Below are 16,915 nucleotides of genomic sequence, written 5' to 3'. Positions count from 1 at the left end.
GCATGATTCAGACAGTAGAGGGTAAAGGAAGGTATGGAAGATTTGGCGGACAGTACGTCCCGGAGACACTGATGGGAGCTTTAACGGAACTCGAAGAAGCTCATGAGGCTGCATTAGCCGATTCAGCGTTTAGTGAGGAACTGAACGGCTATTTGAAGGATTTCGTCGGACGAGAGAATCCTCTCTATTTTGCAGAGCGTCTATCAGAAGCTGCAGGCGGTGCGAAAATTTACTTGAAACGGGAAGATTTGAACCATACAGGAGCCCATAAGATTAATAACGCGCTCGGGCAAGCACTGCTTGCAAAGCGTATGGGGAAGCGGAAAATTGTAGCGGAAACAGGAGCGGGTCAGCACGGTGTCGCGACAGCTACCGCGTGTGCACTGCTCGGGTTGGATTGTGTCGTCTTCATGGGGAGAGAAGATATCCGGAGGCAAGAACTGAATGTATTCCGAATGGAGCTGCTCGGGGCACGGGTGGAATCGGTCGACAAAGGTGCAGGTACGCTGAAAGATGCAGTGAATGAGGCTTTGCGGTACTGGGTTGCACATGTGGAAGACACACATTACATTCTCGGTTCCGCCCTTGGACCCCATCCATTCCCTAAAATTGTCCGGGATTTTCAGCAAGTGATCGGCCAAGAGACGAAGCGTCAGATTGTTGAAAAGGAAGGTCGTCTGCCGGATGCAGTTGTTGCCTGTATCGGTGGTGGAAGTAATGCGATCGGGATGTTCCACCCATTTATAGAGGATGAGAATGTGGCTTTGTATGGTGTAGAGGCAGCAGGTGGCGGCATTTCGACTGGGCAGCATGCAGCCGCGATTGCTGAAGCGAAAGAAGGCGTGTTGCACGGGGCATATATGTACGTGCTGCAAGATGAGGATGGGTTCATCCAAGAAGCGCATTCGATTTCTGCGGGGCTCGATTATCCAGCGGTCGGTCCAGAGCATTGTCATCTCCATGATATCGGACGTGTGCGCTATGCGTCTGCAACCGATGCGGAAGCGCTTGAAGGCGTGAAGTTACTTGCTCAAAAAGAGGGGATCATTCCTGCCCTTGAAAGTGCGCATGCGATTCACTTTGCGTTCGGTTTAGCAAAAGGGATGCAACCTGATGATATTCTGATCATTTGTCTGTCAGGCAGAGGAGACAAAGATGTGCAGACGGTCCGCGATGCGTTAGGAGGTGGTGTTCAATGAGCAAGTTTACATTGACTGCATCCATCCTTAAGAGAAATGCAGAAGGACAGTCGGCATTTGTCCCTTACATGATGGCAGGTGATGGCGGATTGGATGTGCTGCATGAACGCATTTCTTTCCTCGAAGAAGCGGGAGCCGATGCAATTGAGATTGGAATCCCTTTTTCTGATCCCGTTGCGGATGGAGAAGTGATTCAAGAAGCGGGAAGCCGAGCGTTAAGGAGCGGCGTTACGTTGCGGAAAGTGATGAGTGAATTGCAAGCGCAGACGCATTCTATTCCTTTGGTTGTCATGACGTATTTGAATCCAGTTCTAGCGTATGGGCTATCAGATTTTGTTGCGGATTGTGAAGGCGCTGGCGTTAAAGGCTTGATCATACCGGACTTGCCGTACGAAGAGAGTGGATTGCTATCAGACGTACTTGTTGGAAAGGATATTGCGCTCGTTCCCCTCATTTCGTTAACAAGTTCGGCTGAGCGTATTGAAAAAATCGCACGGACAGCTGAAGGATTCGTCTACGCAGTGACGGTGAATGGGATTACTGGTGTGAGAAGTGGATTCGGTTCGGATTTGATGGATCATTTAACAAACTTGAAGCGTTTGTCAAATGTCCCGGTACTTGCGGGATTTGGAATCTCCACGCCGGAGCAAGTCCGTGATTTCAGTCCGGTTGTGGATGGTGTAATTGTTGGAAGTGCGATTGTGACAGCCTTTCATGAAGGAGATCTTGAAAAAGTTAAATCTCTTATTCAAGCAGGTCGACCAGCTGTGAGACAGTGACTTGAACTGATGAGTTCTTACGTGCAATTAGGCAATTGTTCAATAAATTGAAACTTTTACCTCTAGAAAACGTACAGCTTAGGAAGGGGGAGATGCGGGATGGAATGGGAAACCGTGAAAACTGAGATGGAATGGACACATGAAAAAGTGACATCTTTGGCTGGGTGGTCCGTAGATGAAAAAACAGTACTTACCATTGCAGTCTATTATGTGCTCTCTCAAAAAGACTTCAGTTCGGAAAGTTTTTTACGCACGATGGATGCATTGAGAAACCGGGCTGGCTGGTTATCACCAGTGCGTGGAGATTTTTTACCAATGCTTGCTTCTTTTTTGGATAGGCCCGAACTTTCAGCGGATGAGGCAGTCCAGCTATTATTCAAGAAGCAGCAGATAATCCGGAAAACGGGATTTAAAAATACTGTGCATTCGTATTTAGCTGCCATGTTAATGACTTCCGATCCCGCATACTCCAAAGTTGAAGCACAACAAGCCAAACGGTTGTATGATGCTATGAAAAAGCAGCACTTCCTACTCACTTCGGACGAGGATTATTCATATGCGATGCTGTTAGGCAAAGCAAACAACAATCCAGTCGAACAAGCTGCCCTCATGCGTCGTTACTTTGACGAATTGAGTAAAGCTGGATTTAAATCCGGTGCTGAGCTGCAATGGCTCTCTCAAGTATTAACGATGGATTGTTGTTCATTTCACAACGAGAGAGTGAACCGTGCAGAACAACTGATGTCCCATATTCGTAAGCGTGTCAATTTCAAACCGATGCATTATCCTGTCATAGGATTTTTAGCAATTCTTGAATGTGAGGATAGTCAAGTGGAAGAACTGATCGGACTTTCGAACTTCATTGCAAAAGAAGCCATGTTTAAATGGCATAAGACGTTGGCGTTTTCGTTTGCTTCCGGTTATTTTTTGCAGCGACTAATGGAAGATGATGAAGTCTGCGGCTTTTCAAAAGAATTGAATGGTCTTATCCAGCAAGCAATTATGGCTGCAACCATTGCAACCATTGCCTCGACAACCACTTCAGCTCTCTCATGATCCATTACATAGTTAACAGACCTGGCAGCCTGGTTTGCTGGGTTTTTTATATGCAGTTTATGTGAAAAACGGTCTCGTACTTCATGCAGGACATTGTGTGATAGACTTAAAGGAATAGTACGAATTGTGAGGAGGAAATCTATTGAAACTAGTACCTAAACGATTGAAGGCAGGAGATACGATTGGCATTGTTGCTCCAGCCAGTCCGCCTGATCAGGAAAGTTTGACCCGTTCCTTTGCGTTTTTAGAAAGTTTAGGCCTGAAGTGGAAAATGGGGAAACATGTGACAGATCTCAATGGATATCTTGCAGGAACGGATGATGGTCGTCTATCAGACTTAGAAGAGATGTTTGCAGATCCTGAAATCGCGGGCATTATTTGCGCGGGCGGGGGATACGGATCTGCCCGTTATGCGGACCGTCTGGATTACCAGCTCATTCAAGAAAATCCAAAAGTGTTTTGGGGCTTCAGTGACATCACCTACCTCCATACAGCCATTGCAAACTATACCGATCTTGTCACGTTTCACGGTCCGATGCTCGCTTCGTGCGTAGGAAAAGAAACGTTTCACGAGCTGTCGGCAAAAATGTTCCGCCAGCTTTTTGAGCCGATGGAATTGCATTATTCTGAAGCGATCAGCCCGCTGGAGACACTGTCTCCTGGAGTTGCATCCGGGGAGCTGACGGGCGGGAACTTGTCGTTACTTGCTAGTGGAATCGGTACGAAGTTTGAAGTGGATACAAAAGACAAACTGCTCCTTATTGAAGACGTTGGAGAAGAACCTTATCGTGTCGATAACTTGCTGAATCAGCTGAGACTTGCAGGTAAGTTTTCGGATGCAGCAGGTATCGTTATCGGAGACTTTGCAAAAGCGGAACCGAAAAAGGAAACCTCCTTAACGCTAGATGAAGTATTGCGCCATTATACAGCGGATTCTGGCAAGCCGGTTGTAAGCGGGTTTAAAATCGGTCATTGTGAGCCTCATTTTGCAGTTCCATTAGGCTCGAAAGCCCGATTGGACGCCGACCAAAAAACATTGACGATCTTACCGGGTGTTGAGTGAGCAGTGTGAAAAATGGAAAAGGGGATGGATGAGCAGATGGAGTCGATGTATACTTGCGCAGTGCCAGTTGCAACAATTTGGACATCACCTGAATCAGTGAGGGAACTGGACGAAGCCGGAATAGTGAATCCGGTAAGTATGAACCGATGGATCGCAGCAATGACACAAGAAGAGCGCTTTGCATTGTGTAAAGAAAAGCGGATTCAAAGTCAGCTCATTTACGGAGAACCAGTGTTAGTTGAGTCTATCCAAAACGGTTGGGCGAGAATCCTCGCGGTGTGGCAGCGTACTGGGCAAGATGAGCGCGGGTATCCGGGATGGGTTCCAATTGTGCAACTTAAGCAATCACAACCGCTGAACGATCTCGAAGGAGTGATACGGGTGGATGTTCCGAAGTGTCAGCTTTGGCACCTAGATGGAACTCCCGCATCGATAGTTGTCCCCTTCAATACGGTTTTGCCGATGGTCAAGCAGGAAGGGGACTGGGTTTTCGTCTCAACTCCCGATGGCGAACGTCGTATTCGGAAACAGGATGTATGTACAGCAGCGTCTGTCCATCAGTTTGAAAAATACTCAAGCGCAACTGCTGCAGAGCGAGCGGTAGAATTTCTCGATTTACCGTATTTCTGGGGAGGAATGTCATCCTATGGGTATGATTGTTCCGGATTGACATATAACATGTTCAAAGCATGCGGGCTGTTCATCTCAAGAGATGCGGGTGATCAGGCGGCGGAAGGTGAAGGAATTCCAGTGGATGACCCGACTGTTTGGAAGCGCGGAGATCTACTATTTTTTGCGGATGACCAAACAGGCAATGTGGATCATGTTGGATTCTACTATGGAGAGGGACAGATGATTCATGCAACATCTTCCAAACGCGGTGCTGTGGAAATATGCATCCTCGCAGAAACGACCTATGCAAAAAGATTATGTACAGTCCGAAGATACAGTGAAAAACCGGAAATCCTGTAAGGTACGTTATAGACGTGTATAATTGAGTACGCTATAACCGAAAGTAGTCAAGGAAAGGAAGATGGACATGATCGAATCACGGAAAATGAGCGAATCGAGAACGATTCAGACAAAGTTGGTACTTCCTCCAGACGCCAATCATATGGAAACGATTTTTGGTGGAAAAGTTCTCGCATATATAGATGAAATTGCAGCGATTACTGCGATGAAACATGCACAAATGCCTGTTGTAACAGCATCTATAGACTCGGTGGACTTTTTGTCTTCTGCAGTCGTAGGGGATGTGTTGGAATTGGAAGCGAATATCAGTTCCACAGGCCGTACGTCAATGGAAGTGTTCGTTATGGTGCATTCGTCGAACCTATTGACGAACGAACGCAAACTTACAACAGAATCCTTTTTGACGATGGTGGCAATCGGACCTGATAATCGTCCAACGCCTGTGCCAAGCGTAATCCCAGAGAGCGAAGGGGAAAAACGGTTGTTCGAAACTGCTCCTGCTCGCCGTCTTCACCGTAAACAACGAATTGAAATGACACATTAATGAGAGCGGCCGCTAATTTCAGCGGTCGTTTTTTTAGTGTCTTCAAGCAGGGAAGCAGATTCCGATGAAACCTTCCTTCAAACTTAACCGTATATACAGAAAAAGGGGGCGTATGACAAATGAAAGAAACAATGCAAGAGCGTCAAATGGCGCTCACTTTATTGAAAAATGAGTCGAATCGGATTAGACGCAGACTGTCAGAGGCTGAAAAACGCTTGCAAAAAGCGATTACGGAAAGGGATCGACTGGAACAACAGCTGACAAAAGAGCAGCAGGATGTCATGAGACTTGGCAAGTTTTCCTTTCTGAACAAACTTAAAGAATTGACGGGTTCGTGGGATCAGCAAATGGAAAAGGAAATTGCAGAAGCAGCAACAGCAGAAGTCGCGTTTAACGAATCTCAAAAGCATGTAGATGATCTAACTGAAGAAGTGGATTTGTTAAAACAAGCCTCCCTTAATCCGGATTACGTACATATCCAAGAAGATTGGGATGAATTCTTACAAGAAAAAGAATTGTGGATTCGGCAGAATGATTCCGCGACCCATGCGACCCTACGAAAAATCGCAGATGACAGAGTCCATATCCGTTCCATGATCCGCGAGGTGAAGGAAGCACAGGAAGCTGGAGCAAAAGCGATACGTGCACTAGATCGTGCAATTGATAAACTGAACAATGCGGAAGGATTATCGATGTGGGATACGTTTCTCGGCGGTGGTCTCCTCGTCTCTGCACTCAAGTATTCCGAAGTGAACGGCTCCGATGACCTTGTGCATAGAGCGCAGCGTGCACTACGCCACTATGAAACCGAGTTATCGGATGTCCAAGAAGCGGCAACTGCATCTTTTCAGGTGAACAAAAACGATATCTTTACATTTACAGATCTGTTTTTCGATAATATCTTTTCGGATTTTGCAGTTCACTCACGGATTACTGAAGGCAAAAGTAAGCTGAATGCAGTACTCCAAGACGTTCGTCATACCCAAGCTCAGTTGAAACGAAAGCTGGAAGAAGCGCAGGCTGAGCTGGATTCGCTAGATGCGGAAGAGAAGCGGATTCTAATTTCATGAGTGCTGTAAGAATGACACATCTTCATTCGTACTCCAAGAATTCAATCCGATTGCCAAAAGGATCTGAGACGAAAAAGCGAGCACGTCCCTCAATTGGAGATTCTTCGCTTATTAGGTAGGAAGCATCTTTCAACTGGCTTCTTAGCGCCATAAGATGATCTACCATGAAACCGGGATGGGCTTTTTTCGCAGGCATGAAATCAGATTGAATGCCGATATGGACTTCCTGGTTTCCACATCTAAACCAGCAGCCACCGCGTCCTTTCAAATTTTCGGGCTTCTCGATTTCTTGCATGCCGAGCAGCTTTCCGTAAAATGCTCGTGCTTTTTCTTCAGACCCTGGAGGTGCCGCAAGTTGAATATGGTCGATTCCTTTAAGTGTGGGTTTCATCATAACATCTCCTTTCATCCACTATACCGCCACAGATCTCGATTGAGTAGTTGGATTATTCGATGACTTGTGTTAGGTTTCTCCAATGACTGATTGTGCATATAAAAAACCACTTCACATAAGGAAGTGGCTAGAGAAATTATTTATGATTTTTGTATGATAGCGCTACTCCTGCAACACTGCCGACTAGCACAAATGCAAACAGCGCAAACATAATATAAATGAACCACATGAAGAAGCCCCTCCTTTACCATGTCATGCCATTACTGTACCACGCTGGGTAATTTACAGCAATGCCATATATCCTAGGAAAGTTGGGGAGAACCGTTTCATATTATTCAGCGGGATCATTTGGTGGCAAGTGCCTGTCTACAGAGGGTGTTTCAGTTGTTGCTGATTGTTGTGCTCGCAGCAAGTCACGTATCTCTTTCAATAACTCCTCTTTGGCATCGATAGACGGCGTTTCAGCAGGTTGTTCGACTTCTTTCCTTTTAAACTTTGCAAGTAATCGGATGACTATGAAGATCGAAAAAGCGATGATCAGGAAATCGATAATGGATTGGATGAAGACACCATACGTAATGATCGTATCCGTCCCTGGGATATGAGCTTTTTCGCTTGATAAATCGATCCCACCGGACAACAATCCGATTAGTGGAGTAATGATATTTTCAACAAGCGAGGTTACAATCTTTCCAAAGGCGGCACCAATTACGACCGCAATTGCCAAGTCAAAGATATTCCCTTTAAACGCAAACTCTTTAAAGTCTTTCCACATAGGAGATCTCCCTTCTTATTTAAAATGAATTCTTACGAGCTTTTACTCCTCTTCACCATTGAAACCAAGCCATCTATACACGTTCAAATCGATGGTACCGTCTGGAAGAAAAGCAACCCCTTCGGCTTCTAGCAACTGTCGTTGACGGTTTCCTTTCTCTTTGGCATCGACAGGAGTCGAAATCCCACCTTTAGCATTGATAATCCGGTGCCAAGGGAGATGATGACTCGTACTCATGGAGTGGAGGATGCGTACAACTTGCCGCGCTCCGCGACGATTTCCTGCAGCTGCTGCTACTTGGCCGTATGTCATGACGAAGCCTGGCGGAATGGACTGAATGGCTTGTACCGCTTTTTCGGTAAATGGGTTCACGACTTGCCCTCCTTGCTTACGTTAAGATAATCAGCGTACGGAAAAGTTGGATTTGGAATGTCTTTTGTTCATGGAAACGGTGTAGACACTTATCGCAATGAGTAACCAAAATGCACTCGAGATAATTCCGCCAACGACATCACTTGGATAATGGACACCAAGGTAGATACGGCTAATACAAATCATGCTAATCATGAAAATTGCACCGATAACGTAAAGAATACGCCCTGACGTTCTCGCGTTTCTCCATAGAATGAAAGCAAGGATGATGTATAGACTTGTAGCCATCATCGTATGTCCGCTAGGGAAAGAGTAACCGCTGATTTCAATAAGCCGGTTCAGATCTGGACGCGCGCGCTGGTAGAATAGCTTGAGCACCAAGTTCAGTGCAGCGGTACCGCCAATTACAATCAGAAACAGGAGTGATTGTGCTTTTTGTCGAAAGTACAGTAACAAACCTAATGTGATGACAGAGATCGCTATAACGGCTTCAGTTGAGCCGATAGTAGTGAATACTTTCATCACTTCAGTTAGCCAAGGAGTTTCTGCACCTTGAACGAAGTCAATAACGGGTCTATCAAATTGGACGATGCTTCCGTTTCCAATGGAGGAAGCGACATATCCAAAAACAGCAGCAAGAATGAGACAGGAAACAAAGGCCGTTATCAATCGGCCCGATAATTCACGCATTGAATTCAAACCTTTCTAAAGTAAGTGCATTCTCATCAATTTTCACGAAGCTGATTATGAATTGCAAGTAATATAGCTGAAATGCTGGAAATGGAGTAGAGGAATGGTTTTATTACTAACACTGACGGCGTATCTCCTAGGGAACTTTCTGCCGGCATTATTCATTGGGAAGCGTTCTGGGAAGACCATTTTAAGTGAAGGGAGTGGAAATCCCGGAGCAAGAAATGCAGGAAGAGTATACGGTAAAAAGGCATTCTTGCTCGTCTTCTTGCTGGACGCTGGTAAAGGTGCATTAGCCGTTTACATGACTTTTTCACTTGATGGTCGCCCTGTTGTCGGGTTGCTGGCTTTAGCGGCTGTCATGCTTGGCCATTGTTATCCGATTATTCATCGTTTTAAGGGAGGCAAAGGAGCTGCTGCATTCATCGGCGGTTTGCTTGTCTTTAACCCGATGGGGGTCTTTCCTATTTTGTTGGGATTTCCCCTTTTATATCCGGCTGTCAGGAATTTCACAGCTGCCAGTGTGCTGGGGACAATCGCGATTGTCCCGTGGAGCATGTGGTTATATGACGGGAAGACCACACTGATCGCGATATTCATAGTCGGGCTGTTGTTATGGACCCATCGGGCAGCTCTTCACATTTCAATAGGAAGGAAGCAAACGCGATGACCTACTTTTACAGAATGGCAAGGACGAAACAGGACGAAGAACAAATCCATAAGCTGAATTATAAAACGTTCGTTGAAGAAATTCCCCAACATAGTTCCAACGACGACAGACGATTGATGGACCAATTCCATAATGAGAATAAATATTTACTATGTATGAAAGATTCGAAGGTTATTGGAATGATTGCAGTACGCTCGAATCGTCCGTTCTCACTGGACAAGAAACTTGGTCCCGTGGAGGAGAAACTCTCGCATCCTCCTCGATATCCAGTGGAAATCAGATTGCTTTCAATAGAAGCGCAATATCGTACCGGACGTCCATTTCTAGGCATGTTGCAAGCGTTGGTGAATTGGTGTTTGAAAGCAGGGTATGATGCCGCCGTCATTTCCGGTACGGTTCGTGAGTTGAAATTGTATCGTCAACTCGGTTTTGTACCTTTTGCGGAACCGACAGGAACTGCAGAAGCGAGTTTCGTACCAATGATATTGACGCAGGAAACATATGAAAATGGGATAGCAGGCCGCATCGCTAAACCGATGTTGAATTTCCTGCCAGGGCCGACAGAGATATCAGGAGATGTGCGGAAAGCCTTATCTGCAGACCCAGTCTCTCATCGGTCTTCAGCCCATGCCCGCACCTTGGAGTCAATACAAAGTGAGCTGAAGTTGCTGACAAAAGCCCGCCACGTACAAGTGCTACAAGGCACAGGAACACTTGCCAATGATGTGGTAGCTGCTCAGCTCAGTCGTCTTTCTGGAAAAGGGCTCATTCTAGTCAATGGAGAATTTGGCGAACGTCTGTGTGATCATGGTTCACGTCTCGGATTGGAATATGATTCCTTGGAAGTTGAATGGGGCGATCCTTTCGACATGAGGGCGGTAGAAGCCGTACTGGATGCTGAACAGATTAGCTGGGTTTGGTTTGTTCACTGTGAGACTTCGACAGGTGTATTAAACGATTTAGACAAGATTCGCCATCTATGTTTAGAGCGCGATATCCGGATTGCAGTTGATTGTGCTAGTTCACTTGGAACTGTTCCTGTCAATTTGGAGCAGATTGACTTTGCGTCGTCAGGAAGCGGAAAAGGACTCGGCAGTTATTCAGGTTTGGCACTCGTATTCCACAAACAGGACATACAGCCGGACTTGAAAATACCGCGCTATCTGGACCTTGGTAATTATACCGTTGCAGGGGGAATCCCTTATACACAATCGTCGAACCTTCTTCAAGCGCTTGAAAAAGCATTGCACCAGTTAACGCGCGATCCAGAAAACCATTTCTTGGCCATTCAGAAACGATCTCTAAGGCTGCGATCAGCTATTGAACGAATGGGTTACCAAATTCTTGCACAGGAACCGGATGCAAGTCCTGGCATTCTAACAATCGTTCTGAAAGAAGACGAATCTGCATTGCATTTGGGAGAAGACTTATTTTTGAATGGGGTTCGAACACACTATGAAAGTACGTATTTACGTAAACGAAACTGGCTGCAGCTTGCTGCAATGAATGAGATGAGTGACGTCGAAGTCACGCGCTTCTTACAATTGCTGGAGCGTTTGACATCGTTTAACCGGGAACCAATAAGGGAATTGAACATATATAATTAATAAGGGAGAGGATTTATATGCAGGAAATTCATACGATAGATGACTGGAATCGTGTTGTTGAACAGTCGGATAACGACCCTGTTCTTGTCATCAAGCACAGCACGACATGTCCGATCAGTGCCGCAGGGTATCGGGAATTCCAATCCTTTGATACCGAGATTCCGAAGTACTGTGTAATCGTCCAGACGAGTAAAGATGTATCTCAGAAAATTGCTGAGGATACGGGGGTAAGACACGAATCCCCTCAAGCTCTGTTCATGAAAAATGCTGAAGTTGTTTGGCACGCTGCCCACTATGATATCCAGCAATCAGCTCTGAAAAAAGCAGTCAATACGAATTGAAACAACGAACAGGCACTCGTAAATAGCGGTGCCTGTTTTGTTTAACTGTGATACGATATGAGTATTCAGATAGTCTAAAAGGAAGAGGGCGTTGTGTTTGCGGATTTCCGGAAAAACAGCTGTAATCACTGGCGGAGCAAAAGGGATAGGAGCGACAGCCGCTCGCATTTTCTGTGAACAAGGGGCTCAAGTTGCCATTATCGATTTTGACGAACAGGCAGGTGAGGCGCTGGCTCAGCAGTTACACGCCGAAGGCTTTGATGCAGCTTTTTTCAAAGCGGATGTGTCAAATGAGACCGATGTGAACCATGCAGCTCTCCTCATTAACGAGCAGTTTGGAAAAGTCGACATTCTCGTCAATAATGCTGGCATTACATTGGATGCGATGACATTGAAAATGGAAACGAGTGCGTTCCGACACGTCCTCGACGTGAATGTTACAGGGGTATTCAATTGTACGAAAGCATTTTTACCAAGCATGGTAGAAGCAGGCGCAGGACGCATCATCAGCACATCATCCATTGCAGGAACAGGCGGTAATGTAGGGCAAGCGAATTACTCCGCTTCTAAAGCAGCCGTTATCGGTATGACGAAAACTTGGGCAAAAGAATTCGGGCCGAAAGGAATTACTGTAAATGCAGTGTCTCCGGGCTTTATCGAAACCGAAATGATTAAAACGATTCCGGAAAAAGTAATTGCACAGATACAGCAGCTGATCCCATATCCCCGATTCGGTAAACCTGAAGATGTTGCCAATGCATATTTGTTTTTGGCGTCCGATGAAGCATCTTTCATCAACGGGATAGTCTTGGAAGTAGATGGTGGAATGTTGAAGTGATGCACGCATCTTTGTGAAAAACTTCACGAAATATGACACTTAACACATGAAAAGTCATGACATTCATGCCTATTTCAACGTGCAGTTTCCTTGTACGATGAATGTACTAAGTAACGGCCGATTAATCGGACCGCTTATCGGGAGGCTGTCATGAGTAAAGAAAAAACAAAACAGCTACACAAAAATGTTGCTCCATTTGCAAAGTCGGATTTAAAGAAAAGCATTATTCAACTTGTCAATACCGTACCGCCGCTACTGATTCTATGGTTCGCAGCGTATCAAGCGTTGTCTGTATCCATTTGGTTAACACTAGCGATTTGTGTGGTAGCATCAGGATTTGTCGTTCGGACATTCATTATTTTCCATGATTGCACACATGGCTCTTTCTTTAAAAACAAAAAAGCAAATGATATTGTAGGGACGATCACAGGGGTTCTCACATTGTTCGCATATGAAAAGTGGAAGCGTGAGCATGCCATCCATCACGCAACAAGTTCTAACCTTGATAAGCGGGGCGTAGGTGACATCTGGGTCATGACGATTCAGGAGTATCAAGAAGCTTCTTCGTGGACGCGTCTAGCGTATCGTATTTATCGCAATCCACTAGTGATGTTTGGATTCGGACCGTTGTATCTCGTTCTCATCACAAGCAGATTCAATCGAAAAGATGCACGTAAAAAAGAGCGGATGAACACATATCTTATCAATGCTTGTCTCGTCGTTCTTTATACAGGAATGATTTTACTTGTAGGTTGGCAGGCATTTGTTCTGATTCAAGGGACGATCATGTTTACAGCGGGAGCTCTTGGTATCTGGTTATTCTACATCCAGCACACATTTGAAGATTCTTATTTCGAAGAAGAAACGGAATGGGATTATGTGAAAGCAGCGGTTGAAGGAAGTTCATATTACAAGTTACCGAAAGTCCTTCAATGGGCGACGGGCAACATCGGTTTCCACCACGTTCATCACTTGGCACCACGCGTACCGAACTATAACTTGGAAATGGCGCATGAACTGACACCGCCACTTCAACAAGCGACGACGATCGATATGAAAAAGAGCTTCGAATCATTACGCTATAAGCTGTATGATCCTGAGCGCAAAACATTTGTAACGTTTCGTGACATTCAAAAAGCAGTTCAATCAAAAAAAGTTTCCATCGATTTGAAAGCGAAAAAGACGTCATTTGACGCTGAATAAGTTAGATTAGCGGCCATCTCAATGAGAGATGGCTTTTTTACTTTTGAACCGGTACACTAGAGAGAAATGGAATGGAATGGGAGGAGTGCAAGTGAGCAGTTGGTATAATTTGTTTCCTCGATATCCATGGCTTAGCCTCTACATTTGGGTGATTTTCTGCGTCCTGCCCTTTTTCTTTATCTTCCGAACGTCCGAGCCGATTAATATCGGAATCGGAATCGTCATGGTCTTTTTATATCTACTTTGCTATCGTTTTTCATTCAAATCGCAAAGCGGGCTTGTCTATATGTGGCTTGCGTTTGAAATGGCGATTAATATCGGATTGACGTTGTTGTTTGGTTACGTGTATTTAGCTTTGTTTACCGCGTTTTTCATCGGCAACATCAGACGCCCAGTTGGTTTTTTTATTATGTATGGCATTCATATTGCACTGACAATCGGGGCAATCGTTGCCGGATTTTTCATCGAGATAGAGTTGTTTTTACCGCAAGTCCACTTCCTGATCCTGACACTGATTGGCGTTGTCCTGCTTCCTTTCAATTTGTATAATCGTAACAACCAAGAAAAACTGGAAGGTCAATTGGTATATGCACAAGAACGGATCTCCGAATTGACAGTAGTAGCAGAGCGACAGCGGATTGCCCGTGATCTCCATGATACGCTCGGTCAAAAGCTCTCGCTAATTGGGCTTAAAAGTGATCTTGTTGGGAAGCTGATGATACGAGACCCTGAACGTGCTGCAAGAGAATTGCAGGATATCCGTCAAACTGCGAGCGTAGCACTCAATGAAGTGCGGGAGCTTGTTTCCAATATGAGAGCAGCGCGTCTCCCAGAGGAATTGACCAGGGTTCAGCAAGTTCTACGTGCCGCTGAAATTGAACTCACGGTCGAAGGGGAAGCCAGGTATGAAGGCATAACCCCCATTGTGGAAAATGTACTGAGTATGTGCTTGAAAGAAGCCGTGACGAATGTAGTCAAACATAGCTTTGCTTCTAGATGTACAATCACATTTCATTCGGTATCTGAGTATTTTTCGATTACAGTAGCAGATAACGGGATTGGATTACTTGAAGGAAGGGAAGCTTTGCCTGGAAACGGTTTAAATGGTATGCGGGAGCGACTCGAATTTGTGAATGGCACTCTCCAAATTCAAAAAGAACCAACTGGTGGAACGGCATTAACCTTCAAGATCCCATCTATTCTAAGAAACATTGTCGAGGAGTGAAAAGTACATGATACGGATTGTTTTAGCGGAAGATCAGGGGATGTTACTAGGAGCGCTCGGTTCGTTGCTTAGCTTGGAAGATGACATTGAAGTGGTCGGGCAAGCTAGGAACGGAGAGGAAGCTGTGAAATTTGTCCAAGAATTACAGCCCGATATTTGTATTATGGATATTGAGATGCCCGTACTGACTGGGCTTGAAGCAGCTGAAAAGCTACAAACGGAACCATGTAAAATCGTGATTCTGACTACTTTTGCACGGGCTGGCTATTTTGAGAGAGCACGAAAAGCAGGAGTACGGGGATACTTGTTGAAAGATAGTCCAATAGAAGAACTCGTCAGCTCGATTCGAACCATTATGGCAGGACGCCGCATCTATGCACCTGAACTTGTAGATATTGCCTATGGAGAAGATCGAGAAATTGGAAGTCCACTGACGGAACGAGAAGCAGAAGTCCTGGAATTGATCTCCGATGGGAAAACGACAAAACAAATTGCGAATGTCTTACATCTGACACCAGGTACAGTAAGGAATTACATCTCTATTATTTTAGACAAAATGTCTGCAGGCAGCCGAATTGAAGCAGTGAAGAAATTCAAAGAAAAAGGTTGGTCCAAGAGGTAGTTGAGAAAGTGATTTATATAGGGGGAGTTTTTATGCACAAGTTGGAGAGATTGATAGCTGACTTTCCGCTAATTGGAAAGATGATGGGCAAGGAAGAAGTTTTATGGATGAATCCACATCTCGCAGATGCAGCTGGAGGTATCCGATCTTCGGGATTAACGGAAGCTGATGTGAGAGAGGCGTCCGAACGTCTGAAACGATTCGCACCTTTTTTTGCAGAAGTATTTCCAGAAACGAAAACTACCGAAGGGCTCATTGAATCTCCCCTTACTGAAATTCCAAACATGAAGCAGATGCTGATTGATGAGGCCGGAATTGATCTAGGAGGTACTTTACTTATCAAACAAGACAACGCGTTGCCGGTATCTGGTTCCATAAAAGCGCGCGGTGGATTCCACGAAGTGTTAAAACATGCAGAAGTATTGGCGAGGGAGCATGGCCTCATTCAAGAACGGCAGGACTATCGTCAATTTACAGAACAGCCTTTCACAGAGCTGTTCGCTTCCCGCAAAATTGCTGTCGGATCGACAGGGAACCTAGGATTGAGTATCGGTATCTTGAGCGCTGCACTTGGTTTCGAAGTGACGGTTCATATGTCAGCGGATGCAAAACGATGGAAAAAGGAATTACTTCGGAGTAAAGGAGTTACCGTCATTGAATATGAAGATGACTACAGTAAAGCAGTAGCAGAAGGCCGGCGTGAAGCTGAGATGGATCCGATGTGTCACTTTGTAGACGATGAAAACTCCCGTGAGCTGTTTTTGGGCTATGCAGTTGCAGGTGAACGAATTGCTGCGCAGTTTGAAGAACAGGGAATCGTAATTGATGAAACGCATCCTCTGTTCGTCTACTTGCCATGTGGTGTAGGCGGAGGACCGGGCGGTGTCGCATTCGGTCTGAAATTGGCCTATGGCGATGCTGTTCACTGCTATTTTGCAGAGCCTGTCAATGCGCCATGCATGTTATTAGGTATGATGACAGAGTTGCACGATAAAATCAGTGTCCAAGAAATTGGTTTGGACAATAAAACAGCAGCAGATGGACTGGCAGTCGGTCGTCCTTCTGGCTTTGTAGGAACTGTCATGAAGCCATTACTGGATGGAATATACACTGTAAATGACCGTACGCTATTCGGATTGTTACGAATGCTTGCGGATACAGAGTCGATTCAAGCTGAGCCATCTGCACTTGCAGGAATGATGGGAGCAATTCACACAGTTTCTTCAGGTGTAAGATTTGCGGAATCTGAGCATGCAAGGCATCTCGTCTGGTCGACTGGGGGCGGAATGGTGCCAGAGACTGTAATGGAAGCGTATTATGAAGAAGGCGGAAATGTCGAATTATTTCCCGGGAAATCGACAAAATAAGTGGAATACTTCAATTGCAGTTAACGTTCATTTAAAACGTTAACTGTTTTTTATTCAGCGAAATGGATGGTTATTAGGTGGTGATATCCGTTTGAAACGCTTATGTAAGGGGAATATTTATTTATAGA

General features: G+C 45.2%; 19 protein-coding genes. 15 read left to right on the top strand and 4 right to left on the bottom strand.

The genetic code is table 11. From position 1 onward, the window contains the following. The first annotated feature begins 2 nt into the window (after positions 1-2). From trpB to H9659_RS04515, 7 genes are all read left to right on the top strand, one after another. The gene (gene trpB, locus H9659_RS04545) at positions 3-1,199 is read left to right on the top strand and encodes a tryptophan synthase subunit beta (RefSeq protein ID WP_404828972.1); all 1,197 of its coding nucleotides are present in this window, start codon (positions 3-5) and stop codon (positions 1,197-1,199) included. Further along, the gene (gene trpA / locus H9659_RS04540; protein WP_191688739.1) at positions 1,196-1,978 is read left to right on the top strand and encodes a tryptophan synthase subunit alpha; all 783 of its coding nucleotides are present in this window, start codon (positions 1,196-1,198) and stop codon (positions 1,976-1,978) included. The genes trpB and trpA overlap by 4 nt, the downstream gene beginning before the upstream one ends. A gap of 99 nt (positions 1,979-2,077) precedes the next feature. After that, positions 2,078-3,034: a DUF4003 family protein gene (locus H9659_RS04535; RefSeq protein ID WP_191688738.1), complete on the top strand. Its 957-nt coding sequence runs from the start codon at positions 2,078-2,080 to the stop codon at positions 3,032-3,034. Positions 3,035-3,176: 142 nt separating this feature from the next. Further along, positions 3,177-4,097: a S66 peptidase family protein gene (locus H9659_RS04530; protein ID WP_191688737.1), complete on the top strand. Its 921-nt coding sequence runs from the start codon at positions 3,177-3,179 to the stop codon at positions 4,095-4,097. A gap of 12 nt (positions 4,098-4,109) precedes the next feature. Further along, the gene (locus tag H9659_RS04525) at positions 4,110-5,069 is read left to right on the top strand and encodes a C40 family peptidase (protein ID WP_191688736.1); all 960 of its coding nucleotides are present in this window, start codon (positions 4,110-4,112) and stop codon (positions 5,067-5,069) included. A 67-nt stretch (positions 5,070-5,136) separates the two neighbouring features. Continuing rightward, positions 5,137-5,613, top strand: coding sequence for an acyl-CoA thioesterase (locus tag H9659_RS04520; protein WP_191688735.1), 477 nt, complete (start codon positions 5,137-5,139; stop codon positions 5,611-5,613). Between the two features lie 119 nt (positions 5,614-5,732). Beyond that, positions 5,733-6,683 carry a hypothetical protein gene (locus tag H9659_RS04515; RefSeq protein WP_191688734.1) on the top strand — a complete coding sequence of 317 codons (951 nt, stop codon included), beginning with the start codon at positions 5,733-5,735 and terminating at the stop codon, positions 6,681-6,683. A gap of 22 nt (positions 6,684-6,705) precedes the next feature. On the opposite strand, the gene H9659_RS04510 is transcribed toward H9659_RS04515, so the two are convergent. The 4 genes from H9659_RS04510 to H9659_RS04495 form a co-directional block, all read right to left on the bottom strand. Further along, the gene (locus tag H9659_RS04510; RefSeq protein WP_191688733.1) at positions 6,706-7,074 is read right to left on the bottom strand and encodes a VOC family protein; all 369 of its coding nucleotides are present in this window, start codon (positions 7,072-7,074) and stop codon (positions 6,706-6,708) included. 334 nt (positions 7,075-7,408) lie between these two features. Further along, positions 7,409-7,852 carry a large conductance mechanosensitive channel protein MscL gene (mscL, locus tag H9659_RS04505; RefSeq protein ID WP_191688732.1) on the bottom strand — a complete coding sequence of 148 codons (444 nt, stop codon included), beginning with the start codon at positions 7,850-7,852 and terminating at the stop codon, positions 7,409-7,411. Between the two features lie 42 nt (positions 7,853-7,894). Then, on the bottom strand, positions 7,895-8,224 hold the full coding sequence (locus tag H9659_RS04500) for an MGMT family protein (RefSeq protein WP_191688731.1): 330 nt from the start codon (positions 8,222-8,224) through the stop codon (positions 7,895-7,897). A gap of 30 nt (positions 8,225-8,254) precedes the next feature. Next, positions 8,255-8,914 carry a phosphatase PAP2 family protein gene (locus H9659_RS04495; RefSeq protein WP_191688730.1) on the bottom strand — a complete coding sequence of 220 codons (660 nt, stop codon included), beginning with the start codon at positions 8,912-8,914 and terminating at the stop codon, positions 8,255-8,257. A gap of 103 nt (positions 8,915-9,017) precedes the next feature. On the opposite strand from H9659_RS04495, the gene H9659_RS04490 reads away from it, so the two are divergent. From H9659_RS04490 to H9659_RS04455, 8 genes are all read left to right on the top strand, one after another. Further along, positions 9,018-9,584, top strand: coding sequence for a glycerol-3-phosphate acyltransferase (locus tag H9659_RS04490; RefSeq protein WP_191688729.1), 567 nt, complete (start codon positions 9,018-9,020; stop codon positions 9,582-9,584). Then, the gene (locus H9659_RS04485; RefSeq protein ID WP_191688728.1) at positions 9,581-11,191 is read left to right on the top strand and encodes an aminotransferase class V-fold PLP-dependent enzyme; all 1,611 of its coding nucleotides are present in this window, start codon (positions 9,581-9,583) and stop codon (positions 11,189-11,191) included. The genes H9659_RS04490 and H9659_RS04485 overlap by 4 nt, the downstream gene beginning before the upstream one ends. A gap of 17 nt (positions 11,192-11,208) precedes the next feature. Further along, positions 11,209-11,532, top strand: a complete 324-nt coding sequence (gene ytxJ / locus H9659_RS04480; RefSeq protein ID WP_191688727.1) for a bacillithiol system redox-active protein YtxJ — start codon at positions 11,209-11,211, stop codon at positions 11,530-11,532. Between the two features lie 97 nt (positions 11,533-11,629). Then, positions 11,630-12,370 carry a 3-oxoacyl-ACP reductase FabG gene (gene fabG / locus H9659_RS04475; protein WP_191688726.1) on the top strand — a complete coding sequence of 247 codons (741 nt, stop codon included), beginning with the start codon at positions 11,630-11,632 and terminating at the stop codon, positions 12,368-12,370. Positions 12,371-12,520: 150 nt separating this feature from the next. Further along, positions 12,521-13,573 carry a fatty acid desaturase gene (locus tag H9659_RS04470; RefSeq protein ID WP_191688725.1) on the top strand — a complete coding sequence of 351 codons (1,053 nt, stop codon included), beginning with the start codon at positions 12,521-12,523 and terminating at the stop codon, positions 13,571-13,573. Positions 13,574-13,664: 91 nt separating this feature from the next. Next, positions 13,665-14,798 carry a sensor histidine kinase gene (locus tag H9659_RS04465; RefSeq protein WP_191688724.1) on the top strand — a complete coding sequence of 378 codons (1,134 nt, stop codon included), beginning with the start codon at positions 13,665-13,667 and terminating at the stop codon, positions 14,796-14,798. 7 nt (positions 14,799-14,805) lie between these two features. Next, a complete protein-coding gene (locus H9659_RS04460; RefSeq protein WP_191688723.1) occupies positions 14,806-15,420 on the top strand; it encodes a response regulator transcription factor in 615 nt (204 codons plus the stop codon). A 32-nt stretch (positions 15,421-15,452) separates the two neighbouring features. Next, positions 15,453-16,787 carry a D-serine ammonia-lyase gene (locus tag H9659_RS04455; protein WP_191688722.1) on the top strand — a complete coding sequence of 445 codons (1,335 nt, stop codon included), beginning with the start codon at positions 15,453-15,455 and terminating at the stop codon, positions 16,785-16,787. Positions 16,788-16,915 lie beyond the last annotated feature (128 nt).

The organism is Sporosarcina gallistercoris (assembly GCF_014836415.1).
In the GTDB taxonomy this organism is placed as follows: domain Bacteria; phylum Bacillota; class Bacilli; order Bacillales_A; family Planococcaceae; genus Sporosarcina; species Sporosarcina gallistercoris.
The sequence above is the reverse complement of the archived record's forward strand: the minus strand, read 5'-3'. Positions and strand labels throughout refer to the sequence as shown.

Bases quoted from the DNA above. Each gene is read 5' to 3' on its own strand.
- trpB (WP_404828972.1), top strand. From the start codon at position 3: ATGATTCAGACAGTAGAGGGTAAAGGAAGGTATGGAAGATTTGGCGGA.
- trpA (WP_191688739.1), top strand. From the start codon at position 1,196: ATGAGCAAGTTTACATTGACTGCATCCATCCTTAAGAGAAATGCAGAA.
- H9659_RS04535 (WP_191688738.1), top strand. From the start codon at position 2,078: ATGGAATGGGAAACCGTGAAAACTGAGATGGAATGGACACATGAAAAA.
- H9659_RS04525 (WP_191688736.1), top strand. From the start codon at position 4,110: ATGGAAAAGGGGATGGATGAGCAGATGGAGTCGATGTATACTTGCGCA.
- H9659_RS04520 (WP_191688735.1), top strand. From the start codon at position 5,137: ATGATCGAATCACGGAAAATGAGCGAATCGAGAACGATTCAGACAAAG.
- H9659_RS04515 (WP_191688734.1), top strand. From the start codon at position 5,733: ATGAAAGAAACAATGCAAGAGCGTCAAATGGCGCTCACTTTATTGAAA.
- H9659_RS04510 (WP_191688733.1), bottom strand. From the start codon at position 7,074: ATGAAACCCACACTTAAAGGAATCGACCATATTCAACTTGCGGCACCT.
- mscL (WP_191688732.1), bottom strand. From the start codon at position 7,852: ATGTGGAAAGACTTTAAAGAGTTTGCGTTTAAAGGGAATATCTTTGAC.
- H9659_RS04495 (WP_191688730.1), bottom strand. From the start codon at position 8,914: ATGCGTGAATTATCGGGCCGATTGATAACGGCCTTTGTTTCCTGTCTC.
- H9659_RS04490 (WP_191688729.1), top strand. From the start codon at position 9,018: ATGGTTTTATTACTAACACTGACGGCGTATCTCCTAGGGAACTTTCTG.
- H9659_RS04485 (WP_191688728.1), top strand. From the start codon at position 9,581: ATGACCTACTTTTACAGAATGGCAAGGACGAAACAGGACGAAGAACAA.
- ytxJ (WP_191688727.1), top strand. From the start codon at position 11,209: ATGCAGGAAATTCATACGATAGATGACTGGAATCGTGTTGTTGAACAG.
- H9659_RS04470 (WP_191688725.1), top strand. From the start codon at position 12,521: ATGAGTAAAGAAAAAACAAAACAGCTACACAAAAATGTTGCTCCATTT.
- H9659_RS04460 (WP_191688723.1), top strand. From the start codon at position 14,806: ATGATACGGATTGTTTTAGCGGAAGATCAGGGGATGTTACTAGGAGCG.
- H9659_RS04455 (WP_191688722.1), top strand. From the start codon at position 15,453: ATGCACAAGTTGGAGAGATTGATAGCTGACTTTCCGCTAATTGGAAAG.